This is a genomic window from Rhizobium sp. NFACC06-2, from assembly GCF_900101425.1.
GTDB lineage: Bacteria > Pseudomonadota > Alphaproteobacteria > Rhizobiales > Rhizobiaceae > Agrobacterium > Agrobacterium leguminum.
Genome location: NZ_FMVA01000009.1, coordinates 81,138 through 99,388, shown reverse-complemented (window position 1 = coordinate 99,388; position 18,251 = coordinate 81,138). Strand labels below are relative to the sequence as shown.

General features: G+C 61.3%; 19 protein-coding genes. 7 read left to right on the top strand and 12 right to left on the bottom strand.

Annotation, left to right across the window (positions count from 1 at the left end; translation table 11 throughout):
• The first annotated feature begins 146 nt into the window (after window positions 1–146).
• From F3H58_RS16475 to F3H58_RS16465, 3 genes are all read left to right on the top strand, one after another.
• Window positions 147–818, top strand: coding sequence for a DUF3426 domain-containing protein (locus tag F3H58_RS16475; RefSeq protein ID WP_149742954.1), 672 nt, complete (start codon window positions 147–149; stop codon window positions 816–818).
• A 70-nt stretch (window positions 819–888) separates the two neighbouring features.
• On the top strand, window positions 889–1,431 hold the full coding sequence (gene hpt, locus F3H58_RS16470) for a hypoxanthine phosphoribosyltransferase (protein WP_077985217.1): 543 nt from the start codon (window positions 889–891) through the stop codon (window positions 1,429–1,431).
• A gap of 142 nt (window positions 1,432–1,573) precedes the next feature.
• Window positions 1,574–1,933: a response regulator gene (locus F3H58_RS16465; RefSeq protein ID WP_046799828.1), complete on the top strand. Its 360-nt coding sequence runs from the start codon at window positions 1,574–1,576 to the stop codon at window positions 1,931–1,933.
• 253 nt (window positions 1,934–2,186) lie between these two features.
• Here F3H58_RS16465 and F3H58_RS16460 read toward each other — a convergent pair whose 3' ends face one another.
• The 4 genes from F3H58_RS16460 to argH all read right to left on the bottom strand — a co-directional run bounded on the left by F3H58_RS16460 (window position 2,187) and on the right by argH (window position 8,174).
• Window positions 2,187–4,886 (bottom strand): TIGR02302 family protein, encoded by a 2,700-nt coding sequence (locus F3H58_RS16460; RefSeq protein ID WP_149742953.1) that lies wholly within the window; start codon window positions 4,884–4,886, stop codon window positions 2,187–2,189.
• A 178-nt stretch (window positions 4,887–5,064) separates the two neighbouring features.
• The gene (gene lysA / locus F3H58_RS16455; protein ID WP_149742952.1) at window positions 5,065–6,333 is read right to left on the bottom strand and encodes a diaminopimelate decarboxylase; all 1,269 of its coding nucleotides are present in this window, start codon (window positions 6,331–6,333) and stop codon (window positions 5,065–5,067) included.
• A 13-nt stretch (window positions 6,334–6,346) separates the two neighbouring features.
• Complete coding sequence (lptM, locus tag F3H58_RS16450) at window positions 6,347–6,550, bottom strand: LPS translocon maturation chaperone LptM (protein WP_188128957.1); 204 nt, start codon at window positions 6,548–6,550, stop codon at window positions 6,347–6,349.
• Window positions 6,551–6,773: 223 nt separating this feature from the next.
• Window positions 6,774–8,174 (bottom strand): argininosuccinate lyase, encoded by a 1,401-nt coding sequence (gene argH / locus F3H58_RS16445; RefSeq protein ID WP_035262163.1) that lies wholly within the window; start codon window positions 8,172–8,174, stop codon window positions 6,774–6,776.
• A gap of 24 nt (window positions 8,175–8,198) precedes the next feature.
• Here argH and tlpA point away from each other — a divergent pair, with 24 nt between their 5' ends.
• Window positions 8,199–8,867 carry a thiol:disulfide interchange protein TlpA gene (tlpA, locus tag F3H58_RS16440; RefSeq protein WP_149742950.1) on the top strand — a complete coding sequence of 223 codons (669 nt, stop codon included), beginning with the start codon at window positions 8,199–8,201 and terminating at the stop codon, window positions 8,865–8,867.
• Between the two features lie 137 nt (window positions 8,868–9,004).
• Window positions 9,005–10,252 carry an MgtC/SapB family protein gene (locus F3H58_RS16435; protein WP_149742949.1) on the top strand — a complete coding sequence of 416 codons (1,248 nt, stop codon included), beginning with the start codon at window positions 9,005–9,007 and terminating at the stop codon, window positions 10,250–10,252.
• 18 nt (window positions 10,253–10,270) lie between these two features.
• Here F3H58_RS16435 and F3H58_RS16430 read toward each other — a convergent pair whose 3' ends face one another.
• The 7 genes from F3H58_RS16430 to F3H58_RS16400 all read right to left on the bottom strand — a co-directional run bounded on the left by F3H58_RS16430 (window position 10,271) and on the right by F3H58_RS16400 (window position 15,588).
• Window positions 10,271–11,152, bottom strand: coding sequence for a 3-hydroxybutyryl-CoA dehydrogenase (locus F3H58_RS16430; RefSeq protein WP_003523331.1), 882 nt, complete (start codon window positions 11,150–11,152; stop codon window positions 10,271–10,273).
• A 116-nt stretch (window positions 11,153–11,268) separates the two neighbouring features.
• Complete coding sequence (locus F3H58_RS16425; RefSeq protein WP_078053341.1) at window positions 11,269–12,198, bottom strand: electron transfer flavoprotein subunit alpha/FixB family protein; 930 nt, start codon at window positions 12,196–12,198, stop codon at window positions 11,269–11,271.
• 25 nt (window positions 12,199–12,223) lie between these two features.
• On the bottom strand, window positions 12,224–12,970 hold the full coding sequence (locus F3H58_RS16420; RefSeq protein ID WP_010973172.1) for an electron transfer flavoprotein subunit beta/FixA family protein: 747 nt from the start codon (window positions 12,968–12,970) through the stop codon (window positions 12,224–12,226).
• 184 nt (window positions 12,971–13,154) lie between these two features.
• Window positions 13,155–13,928, bottom strand: coding sequence for a rhomboid family intramembrane serine protease (locus tag F3H58_RS16415; protein ID WP_149742948.1), 774 nt, complete (start codon window positions 13,926–13,928; stop codon window positions 13,155–13,157).
• Window positions 13,929–13,960: 32 nt separating this feature from the next.
• Window positions 13,961–14,539 (bottom strand): cob(I)yrinic acid a,c-diamide adenosyltransferase, encoded by a 579-nt coding sequence (locus tag F3H58_RS16410; RefSeq protein ID WP_149742947.1) that lies wholly within the window; start codon window positions 14,537–14,539, stop codon window positions 13,961–13,963.
• Between the two features lies 1 nt (window position 14,540).
• Complete coding sequence (locus F3H58_RS16405) at window positions 14,541–14,738, bottom strand: twin transmembrane helix small protein (RefSeq protein WP_003520830.1); 198 nt, start codon at window positions 14,736–14,738, stop codon at window positions 14,541–14,543.
• 16 nt (window positions 14,739–14,754) lie between these two features.
• Window positions 14,755–15,588 carry an SDR family oxidoreductase gene (locus F3H58_RS16400; RefSeq protein ID WP_149742946.1) on the bottom strand — a complete coding sequence of 278 codons (834 nt, stop codon included), beginning with the start codon at window positions 15,586–15,588 and terminating at the stop codon, window positions 14,755–14,757.
• A gap of 179 nt (window positions 15,589–15,767) precedes the next feature.
• Between F3H58_RS16400 and F3H58_RS16395 the strand changes: the two genes are divergently transcribed.
• On the top strand, window positions 15,768–16,685 hold the full coding sequence (locus F3H58_RS16395) for a YihY/virulence factor BrkB family protein (protein WP_149742945.1): 918 nt from the start codon (window positions 15,768–15,770) through the stop codon (window positions 16,683–16,685).
• On the opposite strand, the gene gluQRS is transcribed toward F3H58_RS16395, so the two are convergent.
• Window positions 16,653–17,552, bottom strand: coding sequence for a tRNA glutamyl-Q(34) synthetase GluQRS (gene gluQRS / locus F3H58_RS16390; protein ID WP_149742944.1), 900 nt, complete (start codon window positions 17,550–17,552; stop codon window positions 16,653–16,655). The two genes, F3H58_RS16395 and gluQRS, sit on opposite strands and share 33 nt — an antisense overlap.
• Before the next feature lie 38 nt (window positions 17,553–17,590).
• Here gluQRS and F3H58_RS16385 point away from each other — a divergent pair, with 38 nt between their 5' ends.
• A complete protein-coding gene (locus tag F3H58_RS16385) occupies window positions 17,591–18,247 on the top strand; it encodes a DNA-3-methyladenine glycosylase family protein (RefSeq protein ID WP_188128956.1) in 657 nt (218 codons plus the stop codon).
• The last annotated feature ends 4 nt before the right edge of the window (window positions 18,248–18,251 follow it).

Genomic DNA, 18,251 nt, shown 5'->3' with positions numbered 1-18,251 from the left:
TCGGATGTCGGGGTTTAACCCGGATCCGGCAGCCTGTGCGAGCCGTTTTTGCGAAGCATTAACCAATTAAATTTAAAACTTGGCAGGATTCGTTGCAATGCCCAGTTTTGCGGGCCGGAAAACCTCACCCAAGGAATTCTATGGCTATGTTCCGTTCATCTCGCCGGCAAGCGGCATTCGATTTCGACCTCCTGATGCCGGAAACGCCGGTGCGCCGCACGGCGCGGGCGGCAAATCCCAACCGCGATGTGGTAGACGCGGAATTTGTCACCATCAAGGAAAACCGTGCGCGGCAACCCGGAAACGACAATCGTGGTGCTGCGCGCCGGCAGGCGGCAAAACCACCCGTCACCATCGGTGTGCTCGGCCTCGCATTCATCGGCTGGCTGGACCGCAGATTGTCCCGTCTTTCGGCAGATGCCTATTCGGCGCTGGTGGCGGGGCTCGCGATTTTCGTCTTCGTCTGCTCGGGCGGTCTTTCGGTGGTCGTGCCGGAAAAGCCGGCTGTTGCCGCTTCGGTGAACCCGCTCGCCATTTCCCACGTCACCGTGACCCCGATGGAGGCGGACGGCATGGATACTCTGCTCATCAATGGCATCGTCGAAAACAATGGCGGCAATCTTGAAGAGGTGCCGGCCCTCCGCGCCGATCTCTTCGCCGCCAAGGGACAGCTGGTGGCCAGCATGGTTATCGAACCGCCGGTGAAAGAAATGCAGCCTGGTTTCAGCCACGGTTTTTCGGCAAAGTTGCGCCATCCCGGTGGAAAAACGCCTGAGATCAAGCTTTCCTTTGTTGAGGCGGGTGCGTCCGAACGCTGACTGTGCTAACGCGTGGTCTTCGTATTTTTACTGAAAGGTAAAATCGACAAGGCGCAGCACAGGAGAAAGAATGCCCGTCGTCCGTGGAAAAAATATCGAGCCGCTTTATAGCGCCGAGCAGATCGCCGAGCGCAATCGCGATATGGCCAAGCACATTGCCAGCGGCCCGACCAAGGATTTGCTGGTCATTGCCGTGCTCAAGGGATCGTTCATTTTCGCGGCCGATCTTATCCGCGCGCTGCATGACAGCGGCCTTGCCCCTGAAGTCGAGTTCATCACGCTGTCGAGCTATGGCGCCGGCACGGTTTCCCAAGGTGTGAGGATCGTCAAGGATATCGACAGCGACGTGAAGGACCGCGATGTCCTCTTGATCGACGATATTCTCGAATCCGGCCGCACATTGCGTTTCGCCAAGGAACTGCTCTACGAGCGTGGCGCCCGCAACGTCACCATCGCCGTGCTGCTCGACAAGAAGGTCAAGCGCAAGGAAGATCTGGAGGCCGATTATGTCGGTTTCGAATGTCCGGATTATTTCGTCGTGGGTTACGGCATGGATGTCGCTTATGCCTTCCGCGAACTGCCCTTTGTCGGCGTCGTGACCGGCGACGCCTGAGCATACCTGCCGTGCCGGAACGGCACAGCGCGGAGACGCCTCATTAACCATTCACCCAGCGAAGGGCTGGGTGTTTACCTCTTGAAAAGAGGAGCCTGCGATGGTGCTCACGGCTGGAAATGATGCCCAGGAGCAATGAGTAATGGCGAAGATTCTGATTACCGAAGACGAGGATGCATTGCGGGCTTTCGTCGCTCGCGCGCTGCGTCTCGACGGTCACGAGACCCATGAGGCGGCGGATGGCGAGCAGGGGCTGGAAAAGCTTCAGGAAACCAGTTTCGATCTTCTTCTCTCGGATATCCGCATGCCGGTCATGGATGGCATCGAGCTGGCGCACCGCGCCGCCGAACGCTTCCCGGCCATGCGCATTTTGCTGATGACGGGTTATGCCGAGCAGCGCGAACGGGCTGACGATCTGGCGACAAAGATTGTGGACGTGGTTTCCAAACCCTTTGCGCTTCCGGATATCCGCAAGGCCGTGGCGCGGGCGCTGGCGGCCTGAGTGATAAGGGCGAAGAGATTGAAAGGCGGCTGTTAGGCCGCCTTTTTTGTTGGTCAGCCTCTGGCTCAGCGCAGTTTCCTGCCTCCGTCATTCCGGCCTTGAGCCGGAATCCAGCCAGCCCAAGTCCTTGGGCTGAAAGAACTCTTTCCGCCGCGCAGACGCGCAGCAACTGGATGCCGGATCAGGTCCGGCATGACGGAAAAGTTTAGGCGCTGAGGACGTATCGAAGCGCACTATGATCCGTGCGTAACCCTCACTGTATATCCAGCAACCGCTCCAGATACCGCCGCTCGATTTCACCGGGCGGATTGTTGCCGAGCTTCTCGCGGATCGCCTCGAGGATTTCGCGGGCGCGCTGCACGTCAATTTCATCCGGCACCTTCACCTGGTCGCCGAAATCCGGGCCGGTGGTGCTGCGCGGGCGGCCGAGCGGATCACGGCCGTTCTGGCCGCCCTGGCCCGCCATGCCCTCCTGACCTTGCCCCGGCTGCTGGCCCTGCTGGCGCATGGCCTGCATGATCTGGCCCATCATGTCCTGTGCGCCCTGACGCAGCGCATTCAGCGCATTGCCCTGTCCTTCGACAGCCTGTTCGCCCTGACCCTTGCCCAGCGCCTCGCCGGCGCCTTGCATTTCCTGCTGCGCCTTGCCGAAGTTTTCGCCCGGTTCCATACCGAGATCGCGAAGGCCCTGCTGCAATTCGCCGAGCTGTTTGCCGAGCGCATCCTGCTGCGCCCGCAGGTTTTTCAGCGCCTCGCGTAGCTGTTCAGCGGTCATCTGGTCGCTCGGCTGTTGTCCGCCCTGCTGACCATTTTGACCCTGTTCGCCTTGCTGACCCTGCTGCGGCTGTTGGCCGTTTTCGCCCATCTGCTGGTCGTTTTCGCCTTCGCCGCCCTGTTGCGGGTCGCCGCGCTGCATCCGGTCGCGCAGCGCCTGATCCAGCTTGAAGGTCTCATCCATCAGCTTCTGCTGCTGTTGCAGGATTTCGCCCAGCTTGTCGATCTGCTGGCGCATCTTGCTGCTCTGCTGCTGCCCTTGCTGGCCCTGACGCTGCGGGCGGCCCGCCTGCAGATTGTTCATCATGCGCTGCAGCTGCGAGAGCATTTCCTGCGCCGCGTCGCGATTGCCGGAGCGGGCAAGGTTCTCGATCTGGTTCATCATGTTTTCCAGATCGCGCTGTCGCAATACGTTCTGCGTCTGCTGGTTCATGTTGGCCTGCGGCGCATTCTGCATGCGCTGGGCAAGCTCGCTCATGAACTGCTGCATGGCTTCGCGCAGTTCCTGCATCAGCTTGGCGATTTCTTCGTCGGAGGCATTGCGCTGAAGCGCTTCGGAAAGCGCATTCTGCGCATCGCGCAGGCGTCTTTCGGCCTGCGAAAGATCGCCGTCCTCAATGCCGAGCGCGATTTCCCAGAGATAATCGGCCGTATCCTTCAGCATCTCCTCATTATAGGCGAGCCGCATGCGGGTCTGCGCCGATTGCAGCAGGAGGTAATGGGTGGTGTTGGGAATGGTCTCTTCCGGGCGCAGGCCCACCGCCTCGTTATAGGCGATCGCCTTCGGCATCTGGCGCGTATCGAGCGAGAATATCTGCCGCTGCTCGGCAATGGAGGCGGCCAGCGGTTCGGAGAAATTGCGGCCCGGCAGCACCATTTCATGCGCGGGGCTGCGGCCGGTCTGGCCGGCGCCATCCGTCGCCACCAGCGTGATGCGCACACGTTTTCCCGCCATCGGATGTTCGGTCAGGTTGCGGCTGGTCAGGCCCTTGATCTCGCGATTGTTCTGCCGCGGCAGGTCCAGCTTGAATTCCGGCGGTGGGTAAAGCGCGGTCGCACCTTCCGCAACGCCAATCGGCTCGATGATGGCATGGGCTTCTTTAAGCCCATAATCGTCCTTGGCGGTAAAGCCCACTTCCAGCGCGCCATTGACGGCCCGGCGCGGCATATTGTCGAAGGCGATGCTGGGCGGCTGGTCGGGAATGACGTTGAACACCCATTGTTCGCCATTCGCGGTGATCATGCCGCTTTCGGTAACATCCATGGCGAAAGTGCGCGGCGCGACGGGCTGGTCTGCCGATCGAGCCGGCGTTTGAACGGCTACGTCGCCGCTTGCGCTATCGGCGCGTGCCGCTTCCGGCGCAAGCTTTTGCAGCGCGCCTGCCATTTCCGGTTCGAAGGTCACTTCCTCGCCGCCATCGCCGCCGGTCATGCGGATCGTCAGCTTGGAGGATTGCGGCACGGAAACCGCATTACGGTTGGTGGCATCGCGTCCGGTCAGGAAAATCGGCGCGCGGCCGGTATAGGATGGCGGCGTGACCCAGGCATCGAGACGGATATCGGGATTGAGCGGACCGACGGCCGGCTGGCTGCGGAAGGCATCGGCAATCGTGCCGGCGCCGTTGGAATAGGAAAAACCGAAGGCGGCGGCGAGAAGAAGGGCGGGAACGGCGCGCAGCGCGAGGCGGTCATAACGGGCGATATCGGGTTTCGGCAGGCCGGCATTCAGCGCGGCGATGCGCTCCGCCATGCGGATCTGGTGTTCTTTCCACAGCGTTCGGGAAAAGGGCGTATCGAAGGCCGGTTCGTCCTCCTGCACGCCAACCGGCTGGTGCGCGAGACCGTTGCGGTCTTCAAGCAGGCGGGATGCATCGTGGTCCGTCGGCCATTTTAGCCGCAGGATTGGCAGGAGAGTGGCGATGAAGGAGAAGACGAGCACGAAGACAACGCCGAGCCGCAGGAAATCCGGCATCTGCCGGTAGAGGCCGAACCAGCCAAGCGCCAGAAACACGGCGGCGATGGAGAGCGGCCAGAGCGTTTTCGGCGCAATTTTTTCCGAAAGCAGGACGATTTTCGCGAAGAAGCGCTTGCCGGCAACCCGGCGGGCAAGGTCCGGCCGCTGCGCGAATGCGCCGGTCGGGCGCTTTCTGCCTGTCCTGTCCTCTCCGGCTGTGGTCATCAATCCGTTCTCCCGGTTCTGGCCACGTCGAACGCCATTCCCGGAACGGCGCGCTGTTTATATCACGGGAGCGAGGATAACATTCTTTGTGGCGAAGACGAGGGCGCCCAGGCCCTCACCCCCATTTTTTAGGCAGCTTCGCTTGATTGTGATCGGCGAACCGGTGCTGCAAGCGAGATCAATCGAGCCAGGCGGGCACGGAATCGAGCGCGATCAGCTCTTCATAGGTGCCGCGCGGACGGATGACGTGGAACTGGTCATCCTTCACCAGCACTTCCGGCACCAGCAGGCGCGAGTTGTAGGTGCCGGCCTGCACCGCGCCATAAGCACCTGCGGAACTGACGGCGATCAGATCGCCCGGCTGCGGGGCAGCCATCTCCCGGTCCAGCGCCAGATAATCGCCGGTCTCGCAAACCGGGCCGACGATATCGGCCTTGATGCGCGGCGTATTCTCTGCCGGCTGCACCACAGGGCGGATGCCGTGATAGGCCTCATAAAGCGTCGGGCGGATGAGATCGTTCATCGCGCCGTCGACGATCACGAAGGTCTTTTCGCCGCCGTCCTTCACATAAATCACTTCGGTCACCAGAATGCCGGCATTGCCGACAATCAGGCGGCCGGGCTCGGTTACGATCTTGCAGTTGAGGCTCTTTAGTTCGTTCTTGACGATATGCGCATAGGCATCCGGCAGCGGCGGCGGATTATTGTCATCGCGATAGGGGATGCCGAGACCGCCGCCAATATCGACGTGGCTGATCGTGTGGCCGTCAGTGCGCAGCGCCTCGACAAGTTCGCGCAGCAGCCGGAAAGCGTCCTCGAAAGGCTGCAATTCGGTGATCTGGCTGCCGATATGCATGTCGATGCCGGTCACTTCGATGCCGGGCAGGGTGGCGGCATGGGCATAGACCGCGCGGGCGCGCTCATAGGAAATGCCGAACTTGTTTTCTTTCTTGCCGGTGGAAATCTTGGCGTGGGTGCGCGCATCCACATCCGGATTGATACGGAAGGAGACATGCGCCCGCTTGCCCACTTTCACGGCGCGCAGGTTGAGGACTTCCAGTTCCGGCTCGGATTCGATGTTGAAACAGTAGATGCCGGCTTCCAGCGCATAATCCATTTCCGCAACCGTCTTGCCGACGCCGGAAAACATGATGCGGCTTGCCGGAACGCCGGCTACGAGCGCACGGCGCAATTCGCCGCCCGAGACGACGTCGATGCCCGCGCCGAGCTTTGCCAGCGTCTTCAAAACCGCCTGATTGGAATTGGCCTTCATGGCGTAACAGACCATGGCGTCCACATCCGCAAAGGCGTCGGAAAACACCTTGTAATGGCGCTCCAGCGTCGCAGTCGAATAGATGTAGAATGGCGTGCCGACCGCCTTGGCGATCTCAGGCACAGGCACGTTTTCGGCGTGCAGCACGCCGTCGATATAGCCGAAATGGTTCACAGGCTTTTATCCGTCAGAGAAGCTTGTCGAGAATGAACGGCCGTTCCGCCGTCGCCGGCTTTGTCTCCGTTCCGTCGGCATTGCGCTTGTTGCGCATTTCGACCGGCGTGCTCGGCGGGTCGATGTCGCCCTTACGCCCGCAGGCGCTGAGAATAAGGCTGACGGCGAGCGTCATGCCGATGGGAACGATGAGTTTGCGCGCGGTTTTTGAAAGCATGGGCCTGTCCAACGGAAATATGTGCCTCTCTGATAACGAAAAACAGGGCGCTTGTGCACCCTCAGACTGGAGCAAAGCGCGAAAATCTCTCCTCCGTCATGCCGGACTTGATCCGGCATCCAGCCACGGCGCGTCCGCGCCGTGAAAAGAGTCTTTTGCGATCAAAGACTTGATCGCGCTGGACCCCGGATCAAGTCCGGGGTGACGACGTCAGATCGGCTTATCAGTTGCGTCCGCGCCACCAGGCGATCTGCTTCTTCACTTCCGAAGGCGCCGTGCCGCCGAAACTCGTGCGGCTGGCGACCGATGCTTCTACGGACAGAACGTCGAAAACGCCCTTGGTGATGCCGGGGTGGATGGCCTGCAATTCTTCCAGCGAAAGATCGGCGAGATCGCAGCCTTTTTTTTCCGCCAGCGCCACGGCATTGCCGGTCACATGGTGGGCATCGCGGAAGGGCAGGCCCGCTTCGCGCACCAGCCAGTCGGCAAGATCGGTGGCGGTGGAATAACCCGAACCGGCGGCGGCGCGCATGCGGTCCTTGCGCACTTCCAGGTCGCGGATCATGCCGGTCATGGCGGCAATCGCCAGTTCCAGGCTCTCGGCGGCGTCGAAAACCTGTTCCTTGTCTTCCTGCATGTCCTTGGAATAGGCGAGCGGCAGGCCCTTCATCACTGTCAGAAGGGCGATCAGCGAGCCGTTGATGCGGCCGGTCTTGGCGCGTACCAGTTCGGCGGCGTCGGGGTTCTTCTTCTGCGGCATGATCGAGGAGCCGGTGGAGAAGGCATCCGACAGGCGGATGAAGCCGAATTGCGGCGTCGACCAGATGACGATTTCTTCGGCGAGGCGCGACAGATGCGTGGCGCAGATGGAGGCGATCGACAGGAACTCCAGCGCGAAATCGCGGTCGGAGACGGTGTCGATGGAATTGCGGGTCGGCTCGCGGAAACCGAGCGCCTTGGCCGTCATATGGCGGTCGATGGGATAACCGGTGCCAGCAAGGGCAGCCGCGCCGATCGGGCTTTCATCCATATGTTCGATGGCGTGGCGCACGCGGGCGCGGTCACGGCCGAACATTTCCACATAGGCCATGCAATGATGGCCGAAGGTCACGGGCTGGGCCGTCTGCAGATGGGTGAAGCCCGGCATCACCGTGTCGGCATTTTCTTCGGCACGGTCGAGGAAGGCGGCGATGAGGGCGGTCAGCATACCCTCCGTCTTTTGCAGTTCTTCCTTGACCCACAGGCGGAAATCGAGCGCCACCTGGTCGTTGCGCGAGCGGGCGGTGTGCAGGCGGCCGGCGGCGGGGCCGATCAGCGTTGCAAGCCGCGCCTCAATGTTCATGTGAATGTCTTCGAGCTTGCGCGAGAATTCGAAGCTGCCGGATTCGATCTCTGACAGGATCGTGTTCAGGCCATCGGTGATCTTGTCTTTATCTTCCGGCGAAATAATGCCTTTAGATGCCAGCATGGCGGCATGCGCCATAGAGCCGCGGATATCCTGGGCGTAAAGCTTCTTGTCGAAGCCGATGGAGGCATTTATCTCTTCCATGATGGCAGACGGCCCGGAAGCGAAACGTCCGCCCCACATCTGGTTGGAGGATTTCTGATCTGTGCCGTCAGCCATGTTCGCAGTGCCCTGGAGTATTCGATGACAGAAAAAAGGCCGTTCAGGCTTCCTTCCGCCAAGTTGGTTGCAATTGCTGCCGTTGCCGGTGTCTTAAGCGGCGCGGGCGCGGTCTGGTTCAGGCATATTGGGTCTGAGAGCCCGGTTCAAGGGGCAGCGGTGACTGACGCCGGTTTATGTGAGGGGGCGGCGAACCGCATCGCCTCACTGAAGCCGTTTCTGAAGGGGCAGGTGGCGGCCATGTCGGCCACGGACACGCCGCGCGTCATTCCCCTCTCCTTCAAGGGGCCGCAGGCGCAGGACATGACGCTTGCCGATCTCAAGGGCAAGGCGGTTCTTCTCAACCTCTGGGCCACATGGTGCGTGCCCTGTCGTGAGGAAATGCCGGCGCTGAACGCGCTTGAAAAAGAAAAGGGCGGTAGCGCTTTCGAGGTCGTGGCCGTCAATATCGATACCGGCGCGGATGAAAAACCGAAAGCCTTCATGGATGAATACAGGATCGATGCCCTGAAGCATTACCGCGACAGTTCCATGGGCGTCTTCAACGTTCTGAAAAAGGAAGGTCTCGCTTTCGGCCTGCCGGCAACCCTGCTGCTGGATGAAAACGGTTGCCTGCTTGCGGCAATGAACGGCCCAGCGGCGTGGGACAGCGAGGATGCCAAGGCGCTGGTGACAGCCGCGACGGGAAAATAATGCCGGCGGCTGGACATTGAGGGCTTTAGGCCGCAACCGCTCTTCAGAGCCGGCCTTTCCAGCGGATGGGCCGGTGCAGACAAGCCCGTACCTGCCTCGTATAATGATCCTGGCTTCCGCCATGAATGGGTGCCGATATGGAGTTGCTTATTCCCCGGCTTGGTCTTGCCCTCGCCATCGGCCTGCTTGTCGGTCTTGAGCGCGGCTGGCGGGAGCGCGATGCGCCGGCGGGCAGCCGCACCGCCGGGATGAGGACCTATGGCATTGCCGGTCTGCTGGGTGGCGTCTTCGGCGTATTGGCCGCCGAACAGAACAGCGCCTTCGCCTTCGCGGCGGGTTTTCTGGGGTTCGCATTCAGTTTTTCATGGTTCAAGCTGCGCGAGGCGCGCCATGACAATGATTTCAGTGTCACCGGCGTGGTTGCGGCGCTCTGCGTCTTTGCCCTCGGGGGGCTTGCGGTAACGGCGCAATATCAGGCGGCGGCGGCTTGTGGTGCTGCCCTTGCGGCATTGCTCGCTGGCAGGGAAGTTCTTCACCGCCTGCTGAAACGGCTGACATGGATCGAACTTCGCTCCGCGCTGGTGCTTGCCGTGATGACCGCCGTTGGCCTGTCGATCCTTCCAAACCGGACGATCGATCCGTGGGGCGGCTTCAACCCCTGGGAAATATGGCTGTTCACCGTGCTCAGCGCCACGATTTCCTATTGCGGTTATATTGCCGTGCGCCTCCTAGGCTCAACCCGTGGCCTGCTGGTGACCGGGCTGGCGGGCGCCCTCGTTTCATCGACCGCCGTAACCGCCAGCTTCGGGCAGAAGGCGAAAAGCGGTGAAAACGTGTGGCCTCTGGCCGGTGTGGCGGCGCTGGCCGCGACCGTATCGCTGCTCCGGGTCCTCGTTATCGTTCTTGCCCTTTCGCTGACGACAATTTCCCTTATCGCACCGGCAGTACTGGCCGCCGCACTGGTTCTCGGGTTGAGCGGCGCCGGCCTGATAAGGCTGCAGGATATGCAGCCCGGACAGGAAATCGACGCAAAGAACCCGTTCGAACTGGCGCCGCTTGCCATTTTCGCCACGCTCTTTGCCGCGACGAGAACGCTGAATGCCGTTCTGCTGGTCTGGATCGGCGCGGGCGGCTTCATCGCCCTCACGGCCTTGTCGGCCATATTCGATGCCGATGTCGCCGTTCTCAGTGCGTTGCGAACCAGCGCACAGAATCTGTCGCCGGATATCGTGGCGAGCGCGATCCTCGCTGCACTCGCCGCCAACGCGGTAGGGCGCGTATTCGTCGCCGCCGTTTCCGGAACGCTCGTTTATTGCGGGTTGCTCACGGCCGCATCCGTCGTCGCCGCCGGCGTCGGATCGATCATTTACCTGCTCATTGCCTGAGGGTTCAGGTGAAGGGGATCAGCGGGTCGGAACCGGCGTTTCTCCGCGATAGTCGTAGAAGCCGCGGCCGGATTTGCGGCCGAGCCAGCCGGCCTCGACATATTTGACCAGCAGCGGGCAGGGGCGGTATTTGCTGTCGGAGAGACCGTCATGCAGCACCTGCATGATCGACAAACACGTATCGAGGCCGATGAAATCGGCAAGCTGCAGCGGACCCATCGGGTGGTTTGCGCCGAGGCGCATGGCGGTATCGATGGCTTCCACGGAGCCGACGCCCTCGTAAAGCGTATAGATCGCCTCGTTGATCATCGGCAGCAGGATGCGGTTGACGATGAAGGCCGGGAAATCCTCGGCAACGGTGATCGCCTTTTCCAGCGTCCGCACATAGTCCTTCGCCGCGTCGAAGGTCTTTTCATTGGTGGCGATGCCGCGCACCAGTTCAACCAGCTTCATGACCGGCACCGGATTCATGAAGTGGATGCCCATGAACTGTTCGGGACGGTCGGTGGCGGATGCAAGCCGGGTGATGGAGAGCGACGAGGTATTGGTGGCGAGCAGCGCCTCGGGCTTCAGGATCGGGCAGACCTGCGCATAAATCTTGCGCTTGATCTCCTCGTTTTCCGTCGCGGCCTCGATGACGAGGTCCATGGCTGCCAGATCGTTGATGTCGGTCGAACCGCTGATGAGCGCCAGCGCCTGCTTGCGGGCGTCGTCGGAAAGCTTGCCATTGGTGACCTGGCGGGCGAGATTGCCGTTGATCGTGGCAAGACCAGCCTCGATGCCTTCCTTGGAAAGATCGTAGATATGGACCTTGTAGCCGGCGATGGCGGAGACATGCGCAATGCCGCATCCCATTTGACCGGCTCCAATGACACCGATGTTCTTAAAGGGGGCGGTCATAGGCTGGTCTCCTCTCAGGGATTTTGTCTGCGTTATTGCCGGCGATGTTACGCATATCGCCGAAAAAGAGAAGGCGGCGCGTTTAAAAAACGCGCCGCCTCCAATTTATGCTTAAATTACAGCGATTTTTCGAGTTCCGGCAGCGCCTCGAAGAGGTCTGCGACGAGGCCGTAGTCGGCCACCTGGAAGATCGGCGCTTCTTCGTCCTTGTTGATGGCAACGATGACCTTCGAATCCTTCATGCCGGCCAGATGCTGGATGGCGCCCGAGATGCCCGCAGCGATATAAAGCTGCGGCGCAACCACCTTGCCGGTCTGGCCAACCTGCCAGTCGTTCGGCGCATAACCGGCATCGACAGCCGCACGGCTGGCGCCAACGGCAGCACCCAGCTTGTCGGCGACGGGAAGGATGACTTCCTTGAACTTCTCCGACGAACCGAGCGCACGGCCACCCGAGATGATGATCTTGGCCGATGTCAGCTCCGGACGGTCGGACGATGCCAGAGCATCGGAAACGAAGCTGGAAAGGCCGGGGTTTGCGGCCGCGCCGATGGTTTCAACCGCTGCCGAACCGCCTTCGGCGGCGGCTGCAAAGGCGGTCGGACGCACGGTGATGACCTTCTTCGCATCGGTCGCCTGCACCGTCTGGATGGCGTTACCGGCATAGATCGGCCGCTTGAAGGTATCAGGGCTGACGACCTCGATGATTTCCGAGACCTGCGCAACATCGAGAAGGGCCGCAACGCGCGGCGTCACGTTCTTGGCCGAGGCGGTGGCCGGCGCGATGATGACGTCATAGGAAGGGGCGAGCGAGACGATCAGCGCCGCCAGCGGTTCTGCCAGCGCATTGGCATAGGACGCGTCGTCGGCGAGCAGCACCTTGGATACGCCGGAGAGTTTCGCGGCAGCGTCGGCGGCACCCTTGGCGCCTGAGCCAGCGACCAGCACGTGGACGTCGCCGCCGATCTGGGTTGCCGCCGTCAGCGTCTTTGCCGTCAGGTCGGAAAGGGTTGCGTTGTCGTGTTCTGCCAGAAGAAGAATGGCCATAAGAATATCTCCCTTTTCCGAAACCTTAGAGGACGCCGTCGGCTTTGAGCTTTTCGACCAGCTCGGCAACCGAGCCGACCTTGATGCCGGCCTTGCGGCCTGCCGGCTCTTCGGTCTTCAGCACCTTCAGGCGCGGTGAAACATCGACGCCGAAATCGGCCGGAGCCTTTTTATCGAGCGGCTTCTTCTTCGCCTTCATGATGTTCGGCAGGGATGCATAACGCGGCTCATTGAGACGAAGATCGGTGGTGACGACGGCGGGAAGCTTCAGCTCCACCGTCTGCAAACCGCCATCAACTTCGCGGGTGACTGCGACCTTGCCATCTGCGGGCACGACCTTGGAGGCGAAGGTGCCCTGGCCCCAGCCGAGAAGGGCGGCCAGCATCTGGCCAGTCTGGTTCGAATCGTCATCGATTGCCTGCTTGCCGACGATGACGAGGCCGGGCTGCTCGGCTTCCGCCACGCCCTTCAGAAGCTTGGCGACGGCGAGCGGCTCGACCGTTTCATCGGTCTCGATCAGGATGGCGCGGTCGGCGCCCATGGCGAGCGCGGTGCGCAGCGTTTCTTCCGCCTTGGCCGGGCCGATGGAGACGACCACAACCTCTTCGGCCTTACCGGCTTCCTTCAGGCGCAGCGCCTCTTCCACCGAGATTTCGTCGAACGGGTTCATCGACATCTTCACATTGGCAAGCTCAACGCCTGAACCATCCGATTTTACGCGGATCTTCACGTTGTAATCGACGACTCGTTTAACGGGGACAAGGATTTTCATCGGCGGCTTTCCTCAAACTCCTGTCCGCTTTGGTCAGTTGACCGCGCGGACCTCCAAAAACAGGTTGGCGACATGGATAAGCATTTTTCCCGCAATTACAACGGAGCAATCTTCATTATCACATGCACGTAAGGCATATCTTACGTTGACGTTCACGTAAATACTCTATCTCTTTCACAAGAGCTCATCTGCTCCCGTCATAGCCCCGTTCGATTTGCGACAACCCCGCCGTTTGCGACGGATTCTTGAACTGCGCCGCCCTCGGCGGAACAATGGTGCGGTCAAATAGGGGAACGCCCCGCCTGCGCATGAAAATCACCATGATTGCGCCCGCCATGATGCCACCCACATGCGCGCCCCAGGAAACGTTTTCCTCGAGCCCGAGCGCCAGCATCAGGAACTGCTGGCCGATCCACAGCGCCAGCGGAATGAAGGCGGGCAAAGGAAGCGGAATGCGCATGAGAACCAGCACCCAGACGCGCACCTTGGGATGCAGCAGGAAATAGGCCGCGACGACGCCGGAAACCGCACCCGAAGCGCCGATCAGCGGACCTTCGGAGGTGGGGGCGACGAAACCGTGAAACAGCGCGCCGGCGATGGCGCAGGCGATATAGAAAATCAGGAAACGGAAATGGCCGAGCGCATCCTCGACATTGTCGCCGAAGACCCAGAGAAACAGCATGTTGCCGGCCAGATGCCAGAAATCGAGATGCAGGAAAGCATAGGTGACAACGGTCAGGTCATCGGGCACGACCTGCAGGGCGGGTTCCAGATAGGCGTAGTCGAACACCACTGCCGGAATGAAACCGAGGCCGAGGGCTGCCGCATTGGCCTCAGTATCGCTGGCAAGCACCCCGGTAAACAGCCAGACCAGCACATTGACCGCGATCAGGCCGATGGTGACATATTGCAGCCGGATATGTTTGAGGGAATTCGCATCGTGCAGCGGTATGAACATCGAACGCCCTTTGGTTGCGTCATTGAAACGCTTTAGCGGTTCTTGCCGGGGACCCACAATATATCGGCCTTGCCGGCATCATTGGCGAAACGGGCGGCGACGAACAGGAAGTCGGACAGGCGGTTGGCATATTTCAGCGCCGCCGGGCTGACGATCTCATTTTCAGTGACGGAAAGTTCCACCATCAGTCTTTCCCCGCGCCTGCAGACGGTGCGCGCCATATGCAGGCTGGCCGCCGCAGCACTGCCGCCCGGCAGCACAAAAGAGGTCAGCGGTTCGAGGGCGGCATTGAGATCGTCGATTTCGTTTTCCAGCCGCGTGACCTGGCTTTCGACGATGCGCAGCGGCTCATAGGAAAGCGGCTCGCCGCTTTCCGGCGTGGCGAGATCGGCGCCAAGATCGAAAAGATCGTTCTGGATGCGGAAAAGCATGGCATCCAGCTTTTCCATCCCGCCCGTATGAAGTCGCGCGACGCCGATCGCCGAATTGGTTTCGTCCACCGTGCCATAGGCCTCGACGCGAAGATCGTGCTTCAGGCGGCGCGGGCCGGAAACCAGCGCCGTGGTGCCCTTGTCGCCGGTACGGGTGTAGATCTTGTTCAGCTTCACCATGTCAGCGGCCACCGCCGGTGAGCCAGAGGGTGAACATGATCAGCACAATCGCCACGGCCTGCAAAAGCAGGCGAAGCTGCATCAGTTTGTTGGAGCGGTTGGCGTCCTGTCCCTTCAGCATGTTGAAGAGGCCGCGTATCAGCACGATGACGACGAGGCCCATGACGATAAGGGCCAGAACGGTGGTGAAGCCGGACATGCGGTATTACTCCTCCTCAATCGAATCTGCGCAGCAGACGATAGAAAAGTCCGGCAGGCAAGAGCCGTTTCAGCACAAGCCCCTGTTTGGCGGGCACGGTAACGGGATAATGCGGTTTCGGCCTTTTGGCGGTCAGGGCATGTTTCAATACGGCATAAACGGCGTCCGGGCCGAGCTTGTGGCGGTTGACGGGGCCGGAACCATCCATGCGCGCCAGCTGGCGTTTATATTCCGCCGCATGGGCGGAATTTTCGAGATCGATGTGCTCGTTGAGATGGGCAAGCGCCGTCGCGGTGAATTTCGAGGTGATCGGCCCCGGTTCGATCAGGCTCACATGAATGCCGCTGCCCTGAAGCTCCATGCGCAGCGTGACGCCCAGCCCCTCAAGCGCGAATTTCGAGGCGGTGTAAGCGCCGCGATAGCGATAGGGAACGAGACCGAGAATGGAGGAGCAATGCACGATGCGCCCCGCACCCCGGGCGCGCATGAAGGGAATGACCCGCCGCGTCAGATCGTGCCAGCCGAAGACATTGGTTTCGAACTGTGCCCGCAGCGCCTCGACAGGCAAATCCTCCACCGCGCCCGGCTGACCATAGGCGCCGTTGTTGAAAAGCGCATCGATGCGGCCGCCGGTCCGGGCTGCGACGGTGTCCACCAGCGCGGCAATCGTCTCCGGCTTGGTGTAATCCATGATCAGGGTCTCGATGCCCTGGTTTTCGAGTGCGGCCATGTCGGCGATGCGCCGCACGGTGGCGAAAACCCGCCAGCCGTCGCGGTGGAGCGCGCCGGCGCAATGGGCGCCGATGCCCGAGGAACATCCGGTAATGATGATGACGGGTTTTTCAGACATTTGCCGCTCCGGGAAACCGACTGTTGCTCTGGCCCGATTGCCCGGCCCGTTAAAATCCGATCGCGCGAAATCCGTGCCCTTCTGGAACCGAAAGGCCAGCTTGCGCGCTGTACAAAGCGAAGCTGATTTCCCATATTCGGGGCGAAGTTACAAATGAAATGCCGATGAATGGAGGTGACATGGTTGCCGCAGTGCGCCTGGCAGGCAAGGTTGCCTTCGATGCCTATTCCCATTTCGCCGAGGATGACGGCTGGGCGATGGCGAGCCATATGGCGCTGTCCATCCTGCTGGCCCTGTTTCCGTTCCTGATCTTCGGCACGGCACTCGCCGGTTTTTTGGGGGCCGACCAATTTTCCGAAACGGCAGTGCATCTGATTTTCGACACCTGGCCGGAGGCGATTGCCGGGCCGCTGGCGGCGCAGGTGCAGCAGGTGCTGACCATTCCGCGCGGCGGGCTGCTGACGATTTCGGTGCTGGCGGCCGCCTATTTTGCGTCCAATGGTGTCGAGGCGCTGCGCATTTCATTGAACCGCGCCTATCGTGTCACCGAAACGCGCTGGTGGTATGTCACCCGCCTGCTCAGCCTGCTTTATGTGCTGATCGCCGTCGTGGTCTTTGCCGGCATCAGCATCGTGCTGGTCGCCGTGCCGGTCGCCACATCTTTTGCCGAGCAGCGGTTCCCGTGGCTGACGGATGTGCTGAACACCATCTCCAGCCTCGGTCTATACGGCACCATCGTGGTGCTGACGGCGGGGCTGGTGGCGGCGCATCTGTGGCTTCCGGCCGGCAAGCGCCGCATCTGGGATGTCTGGCCGGGCATTCTCCTGACGATGATCTTCTGGGTCATCGGTGCCGCGATCTTCGCCTATTATCTCTCCACCTTCGCCAATTATGCCGCCACCTATGCCGGTCTCGCCTCGGTGATGGTGGTGTTGGTGTTTCTTTATATGGTCGGCGTCATCTTCATGCTGGGGGCTGAGGTGAATGCCGCGCTGATGAAATACAAGGTCCGCCAGATCATCCGCCGCAATATCGGCGGCAACGGCGCGCGCCGCGGTCAGGTTCTAGAGGAGCCCGACAAGCCGGCGGATATCTGAGGGCGCAACGCCTTCCGAACGAAGGGCGGAAAGCCCGGTGCTGCCTTCGCTTTTCGAGAGCTTGCGCCCGTCCGCGCCCAGGATCAGCCGGTGATGGTGGTAGGCCGGCTGCGGCAGGTTCAGCAGGTGTTGCAACAGCCGGTGAATGGCGGTGGCGTGATAGAGATCCATACCGCGCACCACATGGGTGATGCCCTGCAGCGCATCGTCCACCACAACGGAAAGATGATAGCTTGAAGGCGCGTCGGAACGCGACAGCACCACATCGCCCCAAACCGCGGGCAGGGCCTCGATTTGTCCCGTCTCGCCATCGCCGCTTTCCTGCCAGAACAGGGGGCTGCCGGCGGCACGGGTCGCCTTTTCCATGTCGAGCCGCCAGGCGTGCGGACGGCCGGAGGCGAGCAGCGCATCCCGTTCCGCCTTTGGCCTTTCCCGGTCTATGGCCGGGTAAAGCGGCGCGCCATCGGGATCGCGGGGCCACGACCCTCCCTCCGCCTCGAAAGTACGAACGATTGCCTTGGTTTCTCCACGGCTCAGAAAAGCCGGGTAAGCAAGTCCTGCCTTGATCAAACTTTCCAGCGCAACACGGTACGCATCGAAATGCTCCGATTGCCGCCGCACCGGTTTCTCCCAGTCGAGACCCAGCCAGCCAAGATCGTCATAGATCGCCTGTTCCAGCTCCGGGGTGCAGCGCGTCTGGTCGATATCCTCGATGCGCAGCAGAAAGCGGCCGTCATTGTCTCGCGCCATATCGTGGTTCAGGAAGGCGGAAAGCGCGTGGCCGAGATGCAGCAGGCCATTGGGGCTTGGCGCAAAACGGTAAACCGGTTTTTGACGGAGAGGCGAAGGCATGGTTTCTTCTGCCATGTTTTAAAGCACCCCGCCAGCGGCTGGCGGCATATGGAATGACGGACATGAAAATCATTACCGGGATGGACGACATCAGCGAAGGGCTGGAGCATCTCGCCCAACTCGATCCGGCTCTCGGCCTCGTCATCGAAAAAGCCGGTCCGCTGGAACTGCGCATTCATGAGCCCGGCTTTTCCGGCCTTGCCCACATCGTCGTCTCGCAAATGGTGTCGCGCGCCAGCGCCAATGCCATATGGGCGCGTATCCTTGCCGGCACCGGCGGCGTGGTCACGGCGGAAAATTATCTCGGCGTACCCGAGGAATTGCGCGCCACCTTTGGCCTTTCGCGCGCCAAGGCGACGACGCTGGAAGGACTGGCGCGCGCCGTCACGGAAGGGCAGATCGATCTTGACGGCGTGGTGCGCAAGGAGGGACGCGCTGCCGTTTCCGAGCTGGTTGCGCTTCGCGGTATCGGCCCGTGGACGGCGGAGGTCTATCTGATGTTCTGCGGCGGGCACCCGGATATTTTTCCGGTCGGCGATGTGGCGCTGAGATCGGCGGTGGCGCATGCGCTTGCCCTGGAGGTGAGGCCAGATGCGAAGTGGCTGGCGGAGCGGGCAACAATCTGGTCGCCATGGCGCTCCGTGGCCGCGCGGCTTTTCTGGGGCTACTACGCCAACATCATGCGGCGCGCCATGGTGCCGCTGCCCTGAGCGG

What these genes read in the sequence shown, in the direction of transcription:
- F3H58_RS16475 (WP_149742954.1), top strand. Translation starts at nt 147, where the DNA reads ATGTTCCGTTCATCTCGCCGGCAAGCGGCATTCGATTTCGACCTCCTG.
- hpt (WP_077985217.1), top strand. Translation starts at nt 889, where the DNA reads ATGCCCGTCGTCCGTGGAAAAAATATCGAGCCGCTTTATAGCGCCGAG.
- F3H58_RS16465 (WP_046799828.1), top strand. Translation starts at nt 1,574, where the DNA reads ATGGCGAAGATTCTGATTACCGAAGACGAGGATGCATTGCGGGCTTTC.
- F3H58_RS16460 (WP_149742953.1), bottom strand. Translation starts at nt 4,886, where the DNA reads ATGACCACAGCCGGAGAGGACAGGACAGGCAGAAAGCGCCCGACCGGC.
- lptM (WP_188128957.1), bottom strand. Translation starts at nt 6,550, where the DNA reads ATGCTTTCAAAAACCGCGCGCAAACTCATCGTTCCCATCGGCATGACG.
- argH (WP_035262163.1), bottom strand. Translation starts at nt 8,174, where the DNA reads ATGGCTGACGGCACAGATCAGAAATCCTCCAACCAGATGTGGGGCGGA.
- tlpA (WP_149742950.1), top strand. Translation starts at nt 8,199, where the DNA reads ATGACAGAAAAAAGGCCGTTCAGGCTTCCTTCCGCCAAGTTGGTTGCA.
- F3H58_RS16435 (WP_149742949.1), top strand. Translation starts at nt 9,005, where the DNA reads ATGGAGTTGCTTATTCCCCGGCTTGGTCTTGCCCTCGCCATCGGCCTG.
- F3H58_RS16430 (WP_003523331.1), bottom strand. Translation starts at nt 11,152, where the DNA reads ATGACCGCCCCCTTTAAGAACATCGGTGTCATTGGAGCCGGTCAAATG.
- F3H58_RS16425 (WP_078053341.1), bottom strand. Translation starts at nt 12,198, where the DNA reads ATGGCCATTCTTCTTCTGGCAGAACACGACAACGCAACCCTTTCCGAC.
- F3H58_RS16420 (WP_010973172.1), bottom strand. Translation starts at nt 12,970, where the DNA reads ATGAAAATCCTTGTCCCCGTTAAACGAGTCGTCGATTACAACGTGAAG.
- F3H58_RS16415 (WP_149742948.1), bottom strand. Translation starts at nt 13,928, where the DNA reads ATGTTCATACCGCTGCACGATGCGAATTCCCTCAAACATATCCGGCTG.
- F3H58_RS16410 (WP_149742947.1), bottom strand. Translation starts at nt 14,539, where the DNA reads ATGGTGAAGCTGAACAAGATCTACACCCGTACCGGCGACAAGGGCACC.
- F3H58_RS16405 (WP_003520830.1), bottom strand. Translation starts at nt 14,738, where the DNA reads ATGTCCGGCTTCACCACCGTTCTGGCCCTTATCGTCATGGGCCTCGTC.
- F3H58_RS16400 (WP_149742946.1), bottom strand. Translation starts at nt 15,588, where the DNA reads ATGTCTGAAAAACCCGTCATCATCATTACCGGATGTTCCTCGGGCATC.
- F3H58_RS16395 (WP_149742945.1), top strand. Translation starts at nt 15,768, where the DNA reads ATGGTTGCCGCAGTGCGCCTGGCAGGCAAGGTTGCCTTCGATGCCTAT.
- gluQRS (WP_149742944.1), bottom strand. Translation starts at nt 17,552, where the DNA reads ATGGCAGAAGAAACCATGCCTTCGCCTCTCCGTCAAAAACCGGTTTAC.
- F3H58_RS16385 (WP_188128956.1), top strand. Translation starts at nt 17,591, where the DNA reads ATGACGGACATGAAAATCATTACCGGGATGGACGACATCAGCGAAGGG.